At 61.7% G+C, this 11,970-nt stretch carries 15 protein-coding genes and 1 tRNA gene; 15 read left to right on the top strand and 1 reads right to left on the bottom strand.

The features are described 5' to 3' along the window. Window positions 1-58: 58 nt before the first annotated feature. From HWX36_RS32230 to tatC, 5 genes are all read left to right on the top strand, one after another. Entirely contained in the window at window positions 59-451 is a 393-nt protein-coding gene (locus tag HWX36_RS32230) for a hypothetical protein (protein WP_175957866.1), read from the top strand. A 31-nt stretch (window positions 452-482) separates the two neighbouring features. Continuing rightward, window positions 483-848 carry a histidine triad nucleotide-binding protein gene (locus tag HWX36_RS32225; protein WP_175957865.1) on the top strand — a complete coding sequence of 122 codons (366 nt, stop codon included), beginning with the start codon at window positions 483-485 and terminating at the stop codon, window positions 846-848. Between the two features lie 93 nt (window positions 849-941). Next, window positions 942-1,172 (top strand): Sec-independent protein translocase subunit TatA, encoded by a 231-nt coding sequence (gene tatA, locus HWX36_RS32220; RefSeq protein WP_011350736.1) that lies wholly within the window; start codon window positions 942-944, stop codon window positions 1,170-1,172. Between the two features lie 26 nt (window positions 1,173-1,198). Then, window positions 1,199-1,729, top strand: coding sequence for a Sec-independent protein translocase protein TatB (gene tatB, locus HWX36_RS32215; protein ID WP_175957864.1), 531 nt, complete (start codon window positions 1,199-1,201; stop codon window positions 1,727-1,729). A gap of 41 nt (window positions 1,730-1,770) precedes the next feature. Beyond that, the gene (gene tatC / locus HWX36_RS32210; protein WP_175957863.1) at window positions 1,771-2,559 is read left to right on the top strand and encodes a twin-arginine translocase subunit TatC; all 789 of its coding nucleotides are present in this window, start codon (window positions 1,771-1,773) and stop codon (window positions 2,557-2,559) included. Between the two features lie 195 nt (window positions 2,560-2,754). Here the strand turns inward: tatC and HWX36_RS32205 are convergent, their stop codons facing one another. Beyond that, the gene (locus tag HWX36_RS32205) at window positions 2,755-3,960 is read right to left on the bottom strand and encodes a Do family serine endopeptidase (RefSeq protein ID WP_175957862.1); all 1,206 of its coding nucleotides are present in this window, start codon (window positions 3,958-3,960) and stop codon (window positions 2,755-2,757) included. Between the two features lie 21 nt (window positions 3,961-3,981). On the opposite strand from HWX36_RS32205, the gene HWX36_RS32200 reads away from it, so the two are divergent. The 10 genes from HWX36_RS32200 to HWX36_RS32155 all read left to right on the top strand — a co-directional run bounded on the left by HWX36_RS32200 (window position 3,982) and on the right by HWX36_RS32155 (window position 11,957). Beyond that, window positions 3,982-4,728: a Nif3-like dinuclear metal center hexameric protein gene (locus HWX36_RS32200; protein WP_175957861.1), complete on the top strand. Its 747-nt coding sequence runs from the start codon at window positions 3,982-3,984 to the stop codon at window positions 4,726-4,728. Window positions 4,729-4,946: 218 nt separating this feature from the next. After that, on the top strand, window positions 4,947-5,567 hold the full coding sequence (petA, locus tag HWX36_RS32195; protein ID WP_011350741.1) for a ubiquinol-cytochrome c reductase iron-sulfur subunit: 621 nt from the start codon (window positions 4,947-4,949) through the stop codon (window positions 5,565-5,567). After that, on the top strand, window positions 5,564-6,946 hold the full coding sequence (locus HWX36_RS32190; RefSeq protein WP_175957860.1) for a cytochrome bc complex cytochrome b subunit: 1,383 nt from the start codon (window positions 5,564-5,566) through the stop codon (window positions 6,944-6,946). The genes petA and HWX36_RS32190 overlap by 4 nt, the downstream gene beginning before the upstream one ends. Window positions 6,947-6,967: 21 nt before the next feature. After that, the gene (locus tag HWX36_RS32185; protein ID WP_175957859.1) at window positions 6,968-7,726 is read left to right on the top strand and encodes a cytochrome c1; all 759 of its coding nucleotides are present in this window, start codon (window positions 6,968-6,970) and stop codon (window positions 7,724-7,726) included. A 92-nt stretch (window positions 7,727-7,818) separates the two neighbouring features. Further along, the gene (locus HWX36_RS32180) at window positions 7,819-8,430 is read left to right on the top strand and encodes a glutathione S-transferase N-terminal domain-containing protein (RefSeq protein WP_006400565.1); all 612 of its coding nucleotides are present in this window, start codon (window positions 7,819-7,821) and stop codon (window positions 8,428-8,430) included. 71 nt (window positions 8,431-8,501) lie between these two features. Beyond that, window positions 8,502-9,029, top strand: coding sequence for a ClpXP protease specificity-enhancing factor (locus HWX36_RS32175; RefSeq protein ID WP_175957858.1), 528 nt, complete (start codon window positions 8,502-8,504; stop codon window positions 9,027-9,029). A gap of 18 nt (window positions 9,030-9,047) precedes the next feature. After that, window positions 9,048-9,123 (top strand) — tRNA-Thr (locus tag HWX36_RS32170). 193 nt (window positions 9,124-9,316) lie between these two features. Next, window positions 9,317-10,519: an integrase arm-type DNA-binding domain-containing protein gene (locus tag HWX36_RS32165; protein ID WP_175957857.1), complete on the top strand. Its 1,203-nt coding sequence runs from the start codon at window positions 9,317-9,319 to the stop codon at window positions 10,517-10,519. Between the two features lie 89 nt (window positions 10,520-10,608). Beyond that, the gene (locus HWX36_RS32160) at window positions 10,609-11,454 is read left to right on the top strand and encodes a hypothetical protein (RefSeq protein ID WP_175957856.1); all 846 of its coding nucleotides are present in this window, start codon (window positions 10,609-10,611) and stop codon (window positions 11,452-11,454) included. Between the two features lie 299 nt (window positions 11,455-11,753). After that, window positions 11,754-11,957 (top strand): hypothetical protein, encoded by a 204-nt coding sequence (locus HWX36_RS32155; RefSeq protein ID WP_175947845.1) that lies wholly within the window; start codon window positions 11,754-11,756, stop codon window positions 11,955-11,957. Window positions 11,958-11,970: the final 13 nt, after the last annotated feature.

Raw genomic sequence — 11,970 nt, 5'->3', positions numbered from 1 at the left:
CGCGGGATGGCCACAGTGCGGTAAGCTGTAAGAATTGTCATCTAACGGGGGTAGCATCATGACCGATACGCCAAGCCAGTTTCCGCCGCCGTCGGTGCCGGGGGCCGCGGACGCCGAGCGCCTGAACGGGCTGCGCACGCTGACTCACGTGCTCTACGGCCTCTATGCGTTTCATTGGCTCACGGGCGGCGTCACGGGCATCATCGCGATCATCATCAACTACGTGAAGCGCGACGATGTGGCCGGCACGCCGTATGCGGCCCACTTCGAGTGGCAGATCCGCACGTTCTGGCGCGCGCTGATCGCGTACGTGATCGGGTTCGCGCTGCTGTTCGTGGTGATCGGATTCGCAGTGATGTTTGTCACATGGATCTGGACGCTGTACCGTATCATCAAGGGTTGGCTGTACCTGAACGACAACAAGCCGCTCGATTCGCAAGCCTGGTTCTGACCGGCCGCGGGCGGGCGTGTGCAGGAGCAACATGAGTCACGATCCGAATTGCCTGTTCTGCAAGATCGCGGCAGGCGAGATCCCGAGCACGAAGGTGCACGAGGACGACGAATTCGTCGCGTTCCGCGACATCCGCCCGGCGGCCGAGACGCACGTGCTCGTGATTCCGCGCCAGCATCTGCCGACGCTGTCGTCGGCGAGCGACGCCGATGCACCGATGCTCGGCCGGCTGATGCTGCTCGTCTCGCGTCTCGCCAACCAGCTCGGCGTCGCGTATACGGGGGGCGAAACCGGTTTCCGTACGGTGATCAACACGGGCCCGGGCGGCGGGCAGGAGGTCTACCACTTGCACGCACATATCCTGGCCGGCCCGCGCCCGTGGCAGCGGATGGGTTGACGGCGCGGGGCGTTTCCCCGCATCGATAGTCGAAGCCGGCGCGTTGCCGGCGATTTGCGCCGCGTAGCGGCGTGGTTGAGGAGAGGTTTCATCATGGGTGGATTGAGCATTTGGCACTGGCTGATCGTGCTGCTGATCGTCGCGCTGGTTTTCGGTACGAAGAAGCTGCGCAACATCGGCAACGATCTCGGCAGCGCCGTGAAGGGTTTCAAGGACGGCATGAAGGAAGGCGAAGCACCGGCGGACGCGCAGCAACTGCCGCGCTCGGGCTCGGTCGACGTCAACGCGAAGGAAACGACGCGTTCCGACTCGAACAAGGCGTAACGCCGGCACGCTGACAGGCATTCGCGATGCTGGATCTCGGTCTTTCGAAGATGGCGCTGATCGGCGTCGTCGCGCTCGTGGTGCTCGGCCCCGAGCGCTTGCCGCGCGTTGCGCGCACGGCAGGCGCGCTGTTCGGCCGTGCGCAGCGGTACATCAACGACGTGAAGGCCGAGGTCTCGCGCGAAATCGAACTCGACGCGCTGCGGACGATGAAGACCGATTTCGAGGCGGCCGCGCGCAATGTCGAGACGACGATTCACGACAACCTGCGTGAGCACGAGAAGGAACTGAACGACACGTGGCATTCCGCGGTTGGCGGTCTTGACGAAACGGCGGGCGGCGCCGGTTCGTACGGTTCCGACACGCCCGGCGCGCCGTCGTGGCGCGGCAGTACGGCCGCGCTCGCGCCGAAGCGCCGCAACTGGCGCGTCAAGCAGGCGGCTGCGCCTGTCTGGTACAAGCGCGCGACCACCCGCCGTACGCACGTGCAGTCGGGCGCCGCGCGTGTCGCGCGCCACCAGCCGGCCAGCCTGCGCCGGCCGACGCGCTTCTTCTGAGCCGAGCGCATGCTCGCTCGTCAATCCTACCGAGGGCCGGTGTGAGCGACCCCCAGCAGAACCCGGGCGACGCCCCGGAAGAAACCTTCATTTCCCATCTCGTCGAGCTTCGCGATCGCATCATTCGCGCGGGGGCGGCCGTGATCGTCGTGTTCCTCGGGCTCGTCTACTGGGCGCCCGACATCTTCCGGCTGCTCGCGCGGCCGCTGATGCAGAACCTGCCGAAGGACGGCAAGATGATCGTCACCGACGTCACCGGCTCGTTCTTCGTGCCGATGAAGGTCACGATGCTCGTCGCGCTCGTGATCGCGCTGCCGATCGTGCTGTACCAGATCTGGGCGTTCGTCGCGCCGGGGCTGTACCAGCACGAGAAGAAGCTCGTCGCACCGCTCGTCGGCAGCAGCTACGTGCTGTTCCTGTGCGGGATGGCGTTCGCGTATTTCCTCGTATTCCCGACGATCTTCCGCGTGATGGCGCACTACAACGCGCCGCTCGGGGCGGAAATGACAACCGACATCGATAATTACCTGAGCTTTGTGCTCGGGATGTTCATCGCGTTCGGGGTCACGTTCGAAGTGCCGATCGTCGTCGTGCTGCTCGTCCGGATGGGCGTGCTGTCGCTGAAGAAGCTGAAGGAGATGCGGCCGTACGTGATCGTCGGCGCGTTCGTCGTCGCGGCGGTCGTCACGCCGCCGGACGTGTTCTCGCAACTGATGCTCGCATTGCCGCTGGTCGTGCTGTTCGAGATCGGGCTGCTGGCTGCGCGGTTCTTCGTGCCGAAGAAGCCGGCCGAGGAAGGCGAGGCGGAGAACGGCGAAGCCGCCAGTTGATGGCGCAATGCGCCGGGCGGTGTGCGGCCGCTTCCGGCCGGACCTGAGCGGTGGCGTAATCGGTCGGAAAGCGGATGGCGAGGCCATCTTCCCGGCAACGAGGGTCTTTCGATACAAAGCAAAAGGGTAGCCAGCCGGCTGCCCTTTTGCTTTTCCGACGGTTCCGGCACGCGGCTGTGCGCCGCATGCCCGACGTCATTCGGTATCGCTGTCCTGTTCGTCGAGCGTCTGCTTCGGCGGCGGCGGGCGCTTGCCGATCACGACGGTCACGTCGAACTCCTTGCCCTTGCGCACGACGTGCACCTTGGTCGGTGTGCCCGGCTTGATCTGCGCGACGGTGTTCAGCAGCTTCGTGGTGTCGGTGATCTCGTCGCCGTTGACCGACACGAGGATGTCGCCCGGCTTGATGCCGGCCTTGTCGGCCGGGCCGCCCTGCAGCACGCCGGCGACGATCGCGCCCGATTTCTGCGAGAGCCCGAACGACTCGGCGATCTCCGGCGTGACGTCCTGCGGCTCGACGCCGATCCAGCCGCGCGTGACGGAGCCCGTCGTGATGATGCTTTCCAGCACGGTGCGCGCGGTCGACACGGGGATCGCGAAGCCGATGCCGAGCGAGCCGCCCGAACGCGAGTAGATCGCCGTATTGATGCCGAGCAGGTTGCCGTTGACGTCGACCAGCGCGCCGCCCGAGTTGCCGGGGTTGATCGGCGCGTCGGTCTGGATGAAGTTCTCGAACGTGTTGATGCCGAGGTGGTTGCGGCCCAGCGCGCTGATGATCCCCATCGTGACCGTCTGGCCGACGCCGAACGGGTTGCCGATCGCGAGCACGACGTCGCCGACCCGCGATTGGTCGGAGCGGCCGAGCGTAATCGTCGGCAGGTTCGTCATGTTGATTTTCAGCACGGCGAGATCGGTTTCGGGATCGCTGCCGATCACCTTCGCGGTGGCCGTGCGGCCGTCGGCGAGCGCGACTTCGATCTGGTCGGCGCCGTCCACGACGTGCTGGTTCGTTAGAATGTAACCTTCAGGGCTCACGATAACGCCCGAGCCAAGGTTGGCGGCCGGTTCGTCCTGCTGCTTGCGGGCGTTGCGGTCGCCGAAGAAGTAGCGGAACAGCGGATCTTTCGCGCGCGGGTCGGGGGGCAGCGAGCCGTCCTTGCTGGAGAAGACGTTGACGACGGCCGGCATCGCCTTTTGCGCGGCTTCGGCGTACGACGTGGTCGCAGGCGCGCCGCCGATGCCAGGCGCGACTTCCCGCAGCGCAACGATCGGCGTGGCGAGCTGCTTGCCGAGCTGTCCTTGCCGTTGCAGCCATTGCGGCTTGAGCGTCACGACGATGAACATCAGCGCGAGCAGCACGGTAACCGCCTGCGCGAAGAACAGCCAGAAGCGTCTAAGCATCTGAATGGATTAGAGGTTTATATGGATCGGATCGAACTTGAATTGTACTTGAACAATACCCTTGAAACCGCGCGCTTCAAGGACTATTGCCCGAATGGCCTCCAGGTCGAGGGGCGCCGCAAGATCGAGAAGATCGCCACCGGCGTAACGGCGTCGGTCGCGTTTCTCGAAGCCGCGCTCGAATGGGGGGCCGATGCCGTGCTCGTCCATCACGGCTATTTCTGGCGCAACGAGGCGCCGCAGATCACGGGCCGCAAGTACCGGCGCCTGAAGCTGCTGCTCGCGAACGACCTGAACCTGTTCGCGTTCCACCTGCCGCTCGACGCGCATCCCGAATTCGGCAACAACGCGCAGCTCGGCGAGCGGCTCGGCCTGATCGGCGAGCAGCGTTTCGGCGAAGGCGACCTCGGGTGGATGGCGACGTTGCCGATGCCCGTCACGCTCGAGCACTTCGTTGCGAAGGTCGAGCGCACGCTCGGCCGCACGCCGCTCGTGCTCGGCGATCCGGACATGCAGCTGCGCCGCATCGCGTGGTGCACCGGCGCCGCGCAAAGCTATTTCGATGCGGCGATCGAGGCCGGGGCGGACGTGTTCCTGACCGGAGAGGTGTCCGAATACGTGACGCACACGGCCGCCGAGAGCGGCGTCGCGTTCGTTGCGGCAGGGCACCATGCAACCGAGCGCTACGGAATCCAGGCACTTGGCGCCCACTTGTCCGAAGAATTCGATATCGAACACCTTTTTATCGATATCCATAATCCCGTCTGAATGCCGGATTTGCGGCAGCGCATCGAAATTTCGCAATGTAGCGAATGCTTAAAAGTGAAATGATTCAATCGCTCCGATAGTGGGGGAAAACCCTTAACTATCAAACACTTCGAAGGGATTTTCATCTCCGGGCCTTGTAAATGACGACTCCATTCGAGCAAACTAGCGGCGGAATGGAAAGTCGTGACGGAAAATCCAACTCAGAAGTGGGGCGTGTGATGCGAGACAAGGAAGAGAAACGCGTCGACAGCGGCCGCCGTACCTGGCTGATTGCGACATCCGTAGCAGGTGGCGTGGGAGGCGTAGCCACCGTCATACCTTTCGCGGCGTCGCTTGCGCCGTCCGCGAAAGCGAAAGCGGCCGGTGCACCGGTCGAAGTCGACATCAGCGGGCTGAAGCCTGGGGAAATGGTGACCGTGCCGTGGCGCGGCAAGCCGGTGTGGATCCTGAACCGCACCGACGCGATGCTCGCCGACGTGGTCAAGGCCGACAAGGAAGTGGCCGATCCGACCACCGAAAAGCCCTACACGATGCCGTTGCCCGCGTATTGCGCGAACGAATATCGCTCGCGAGCCGATCGCAAGAATATTCTCGTCGTGATGGCCGTGTGTACGCACCTCGGCTGCACGCCAAGCCAACGCTTCACGCCGGGTCCGCAGCCGAACCTGCCGGACGACTGGCCGGGCGGTTTCCTGTGCCCGTGCCATGGTTCGACCTACGACCTCGCCGGCCGTGTGTTCAAGAACAAGCCGGCGCCTCAGAATCTCGACATCCCGCCCTACATGTTCACGTCGGCAACGACCCTCGTGATCGGCAAGGACGAGAAAGGAGAAGCGTGATGGCCGACAACAAGGATGTCTCCACGACAGGTCTCACCGGCTGGATCGATCAGCGCTTCCCGCTCACGTCCACCTGGAAGAAGCACGTTTCCGAGTACTACGCGCCGAAGAACTTCAACTTCTGGTACTTCTTCGGCTCCCTCGCGCTGCTGGTGCTCGTCAACCAGATCGTCACGGGCATCTTCCTGACGATGAACTACAAGCCCGACTCGACGCTCGCGTTCGCGTCGGTCGAGTACATCATGCGCGAGGTGCCGTGGGGCTGGCTGATCCGCTACATGCACTCCACGGGCGCGTCGATGTTCTTCGTGGTCGTCTACCTGCACATGTTCCGCGGGCTGCTCTACGGCTCGTACCGAAAGCCGCGCGAACTCGTGTGGATCTTCGGCTGCGCGATCTTCCTGTGCCTGATGGCCGAGGCGTTCTTCGGCTACCTGCTGCCGTGGGGCCAGATGTCGTTCTGGGGCGCGCAGGTGATCGTGAACCTGTTCTCGGCAATCCCGTTCGTCGGCCCCGACCTGTCGCTGTGGATTCGCGGCGACTACGTCGTGTCGGACGTCACGCTGAACCGCTTCTTCGCGTTCCACGTGATCGCGATTCCGCTCGTGCTGGTCGGCCTCGTGATCGCGCACCTCGTCGCGCTGCACGAAGTGGGCTCGAACAACCCGGACGGCATCGAGATCAAGGCGAAGAAGGACGAGAACGGCATTCCGCTCGACGGCATTCCGTTCCACCCGTACTACTCGGTGCACGATTTCCTCGGCGTGTGCGGTTTCCTGATGGTGTTCGCGCTGATCGTGTTCTTCTCGCCGGAGATGGGCGGCTACTTCCTCGAGGCGAACAACTTCGTCCCGGCGAACCCGCTGCAGACGCCGCCCGAGATCGCGCCGGTCTGGTACTTCACCGCGTTCTACGCGATGCTGCGTGCGACCACCGACCCGTTCAAGATCGTGCTGATGATCGTGATCGCGCTGCTCGGCGTGCTCGCGCTGATCCGCGCGCGCGGCAAGTGGAAAGCAGGCCTGCCGGTGCTGGCCGCGGCGATCGTCGTGTTCATGTACCTGACGGAGTCGAAGTTCTGGGGCGTCGTCGTGATGGGGTCGGCGGTGATCACGCTGTTCTTCCTGCCGTGGCTCGACCGCAGCCCGGTGAAGTCGATCCGCTACCGGCCGTTGTTCCACAAGGTGTTCCTCGGGATCTTCGTCGTGGCGTTCCTGACCCTCGGGTTCCTCGGCACGCGGCCGCCCTCCCCGGCCTCGACACTGATCGCGCAGGCCTGCGCGCTGATCTACTTCGCGTTCTTCCTCGGCATGCCCGTCTGGACGCCGCTTGGCACGTTCAAGCAGCCGCCGGAGCGGGTGCGCTTCAAGCCCCATTAACGTGAGCGAGGAGAGAACGACATGAAGAAACTGCTTTCGACACTCGCGCTGATCGGGGCGACCGCGTGTGCGCTGCTGGTGGCGCCGGCGGTTCGGGCGGAAGGTAATTTTCCGCTCGACCGGGCGCCCGATAACACGGAAAATCTCGTTTCGCTTCAGCACGGCGCGCAATTGTTTGTAAACTATTGCCTGAACTGCCACAGCGCGAACCTGATGCGCTACAACCGCCTGACGGATCTGGGCATATCCCAGAAGGAGATCGAAAAGAATCTCCTGTTCACGACCGACAAGGTCGGCAACACGATGTCCGTCGCGATGCGGCCCGAAGACGCGAAGAACTGGCTCGGCACCTCGCCGCCCGACCTGTCGGTCGAGGAGCGTGCACGCGGCCGAGACTGGCTGTATACGTATTTGCGGAGCTTCTACCGCGACGATACGCGGCCAACCGGCTGGAACAACGCGGTTTTCGAGAACGTCGGCATGCCCCATGTACTGTGGCAGCTGCAGGGGCAGCGCACCGCCAAATTCGAAGACAAGACGGACGAGGAGACGGGCGAGAAGGTTCATACGCTCGTCGGCTTCCAGCAGGTCACGCCGGGGACATTGTCCGCGGTGGATTATGATTCTGCGGTTGCCGACTTGGTGGCGTACATGACCTGGATGTCCGAGCCGGCTCAGCAGACTCGCAAACGCCTCGGCGTATGGGTGCTGATCTTTCTCGGTGTCCTGACTTTCCTGGCCTGGCGGCTCAATGCTGCGTACTGGAAAGATATCAAGTAATCACGCCTGACCGGCGTGGGGCCGGCGCAAGGTGGAACCCCGGAAGGGGTTCGCCGCGTGCCGGCCCTCGGCTTTTTTGAGGAAACGCAAACATGATGGTTCTGTATTCCGGCACAACTTGCCCGTTCTCCCAGCGTTGCCGGCTGGTGCTGTTCGAGAAGGGCATGGACTTCGAAATCCGTGACGTCGACCTGTTCAACAAGCCGGAAGACATTTCGGTGATGAACCCGTACGGTCAGGTGCCGATCCTGGTCGAGCGCGACCTGATCCTGTACGAATCGAACATCATCAACGAGTACATCGACGAGCGCTTCCCGCATCCGCAACTGATGCCGGCCGACCCCGTGCAGCGCGCACGTGCACGCCTGTTCCTGCTCAACTTCGAGAAGGAACTGTTCGTCCACGTCAGCACGCTCGAGAACGAGAAGGGCAAGGCAGCGGAGAAGAACCACGAGAAGGCACGCCTCGCGATCCGCGATCGCCTGACGCAGCTCGCGCCGATCTTCGTGAAGAACAAGTACATGCTCGGCGAGGAATTCTCGATGCTCGACGTCGCGATCGCGCCGCTGCTGTGGCGTCTGGATCACTACGGCATCGAACTGTCGAAGAACGCGGCGCCGCTGATGAAGTACGCCGAGCGGATCTTCAGCCGTCCGGCCTATATCGAAGCACTGACGCCGTCCGAAAAGGTCATGCGTCGTTGATGGTGCAATGAGTGCATGACGGAGAGGGCGGCGCGGCATGCCGCGTCCCCGCTCCGGGTTCGAGGATTGTGATGCAAGAGATTTCAACGAAGCCTTATCTGCTGCGCGCGTTGTACGAGTGGTGCACCGATAACGGTTACACGCCGCATATCGCGGTGAGGGTCGACAACTCGACGCGCGTGCCGCGTCAGTTCGTGCGTGACGGCGAGATCGTGCTCAACATCAGCTTCGAGGCGACGAGCCAGTTGCAGATGGGCAACGAGTGGATCGAGTTCACGGCCCGGTTCTCCGGGAAAGCGCACAAGATCGAGATTCCGGTTGCCAACGTGCTCGCGATCTATGCGCGCGAGAACGGGCAGGGCATGGCGTTCCAGGTCGATGCGGTCGCGGGTGAAGGCGCGGATTCGGGCGCGTTCGACGAAGATGCGGCGCAGACGGATGAGGCGCAGCGCGACGAGTCGCCTGCTGCGTTGACGCCGGTGGCCGACAGCGGTGCGAACGAGGAGCCTTCCGAAGGCGCCGACGAACCGCCGAAAACCGACGGCGATGGCGACGGTTCAAAAGGTGGCAGCAGACCTCGCCTCAAGATCGTGAAATGAGGTAGAATCTCGCGCTACGCCGGCTTAGCTCATCTGGTAGAGCAGTTGATTTGTAATCATCAGGTGGCGGGTTCGAGTCCTGCAGCCGGCACCAAATACCCTTCCGAGGCCGTCCTTGGAAATCCAGAAACCCGTGATAGCATAAGGCTTCACGGGTTTTTTTATTCCTGATTTGTCCAGTTTGACCCGTGTGAATCCGGGGGCATGCGGGGGCACTTTCGGGGGAATTTGGATTGATGGTTGATGCCCCTGACAAAAAGTGCCCCCTTGGGGTTGTAAGGTGCACCATGCCGCTTACCGACGTCACTATCCGAAAGGCCTCTCCCCGTGAAAAGCCGTACCGCCTCGCTGATGGCGGCGGCATGTATCTTGAAGTGTCTCCAGCAGGGGGCAAATACTGGCGGTTCAAGTATCGCTTTGCTGGTAAAGAGAAGCGTCTTGCTCTCGGCGTCTATCCCGATGTTCCGCTTGCCACGGCACGAGAGAAGCGAGACGAAGCCAGGAAGAAGCTTGCTGTAGGCGTCGATCCCGGCGAGGCGAAGAAAGCCGATAAAAGAGCGGCGCTGCTTGCCGCAACCAACTCGTTCGAGGCTGTTGCGCTGGGCTGGATGGAGGAGCGCAAGCCCTACGTCACGCCGGGTTCGTGGGAAAAGACTAAGGCGCGTTTCGTCAAGGATGTATTCCCCTGGCTGGGCAAGCGTCCGATTGCAGAAATCGACGCCCCTGACGTTCTGACGGTTCTCAAGCGCATCGACAGCCGAGGTGCCCGGTTTACCGCTCACAAGGTGCGCAGCGAGATCAGCCGAGTGTTCCGCTTTGGAATCAAGGAGGGGTACTGCAAGGTCGACGCAGCTCGTGACCTGACGGACGCGATCCCGCCCGCCCAGACCACACACTTTGCCTCGATCACCGACCCGGAACAGGTTGGCGCCATGCTGCGCGCGTTTGACGGCTTTTCCGGCACATTCCCTGTGTTGTGCGCTCTCAAGCTAGCGCCAATGCTTTTCACGCGCCCCGGCGAACTCCGCAAGGCAGAGTGGGCGCACATCGATCTAGACAAAGGCGAGTGGCGATACCTTGTCACGAAGACCAATACAGAGCACTTGGTTCCGCTCGCATATCAAGCAGTACAGATCTTGCGGGAACTTCATGCGTTAACCGGTAGCGGGCGGTACGTATTTCCGGGAGCGCGCTCGTCGCTGCGACCGATGAGTGACGCTGCGGTCAATGCTGCTCTGCGGCGATTGGGCTATGACACCCGTACCGAAATCACGGGGCACGGGTTTCGAGCGATGGCGCGCACGATTCTTCACGAAGAGTTGGAGCAAAAGCCCGAAGTGATCGAGCACCAGCTTGCTCATGCTGTCCCGGACAATTTGGGCAAAGCGTACAACCGGACGAAGTTCATCAAAGAACGGCGTGCCATGATGCAGAAGTGGGCAGACTACCTCGAAAAGCTCAAAGCGGGCACTGGCCGAGCGCGTCGTTAATTCGCCGCTGAAATTTTCAAACCTGACAGTCAGCAGACTGTATTCGCGAAGAGTATCGACAAACGTCGACGAGATGGACTGGAGTTTTCGTGAAAATTAAGACCCCGGATTTTTTGCTCGAAGCAGAGAAGAAGATGAAGGTGATGTGGGATCTTCTCAAAAATACAACCGCAGCTAGGTTTAGGATAACAGTTACAGCGTATCCCGACGACGGGGGCGAACCAGTCGTGGTTACGTTGGAAGGTACGCGGGCTGACAACGGGGAATGGAAGCTCCATCACCCACCGCGAGAACTGTCAGGTCCTGTTGGCTCGAGTAGCGAGTTGCGTGACAAGCTGAATACTATTGAAGCCTCAGTCCAGAGCTACATTTCGAGCAATTCGCTCGATGAAGAGTGGCAGGACTGGATGCGCGGACTCGAAGAAGTGATGAAGTCGGGCCGTACAACTGATGATCTCGAATATCACGGCCAAATTTCCACGCGGGCAATCGCGGGTTACGGATATGACGCACATTTCTTTGCGCCTGTCTTGGCGATGGCCTATGTCATCGAGGGATCTGAGGCATTGGCGAAGAGCAATCTGGAGCAGGCCGCGCGCAGCGCCGAGCGAGGGGCGTTTTGGTCGCGTGAGGAGATGTTAATTGCAGACCCCAGAAATCGCTTTGTCGGGCGCGCGCGTACGGGCGGCGGCGGCAAGGCGGCTCGATATGCCGAGGTAAAGAAGAAGGTGGCTGAACTGCTACAGGAGTTGCAACCCGAAGGCTGGGACTCTAGCAGCCAGGCTGTCGACGCAGTGGCGGATGAATTGACGGCGAAGCATGCCGAGCTCGTCGAAGAGCGCGGCTTACAAACTGGCAACCTCTCGCGAACGATCAAGGACTGGTTGAAGCGGGCGCCGAAGAGATTCCCGCACACCATCAAACCTAGAGAGTAGACGGCTCGGGCCTCCAGGCGGGGCCGAGTTTCCGACGCACGTCATAAAACCCCTCCCCAGCGAGGGTTTTTTTTTGCCCGAAATTTTATTTTTAGCAGACGTCTGTCGGCGCTGACGTGGCCTCCCTACCATTGCCTCATCGTTCAGTGCAGTGAAGGACAGCACAGGCCGATGCAAGCAGGTCAGGTGCGGTTCATGGATGGTAGCTGGGCCACACCTTCGCTCTTTAACAATCGACGCGGCACTACTGACGCGCTCAAGCGCGGCCTGCTGTCGTCCATATAAACGAAAGGTGTCAAATGACGTTGGATGAGATTCCACCGGTTCTGAGTGTCAAGCAATTTTGCACAATAATCGCCAAATCCAAGTCGTGGATCTACGAAGAGTGGAAACGCGAGGGAAGCGATCTTCCGAAGCCGTTCAAGATTGGTAGTGCAACCCGTATCTTGGGTGAAGCGACGGCCAATTATCTCAAGAAAAAATCGAACACTGAGCAGGGGTAAGAGATGAGCGGGG

The organism is Burkholderia sp. BCC0405, assembly GCF_902833075.1.
GTDB lineage: Bacteria > Pseudomonadota > Gammaproteobacteria > Burkholderiales > Burkholderiaceae > Burkholderia.
This window is presented reverse-complemented; position numbering and strand designations above follow the sequence as displayed.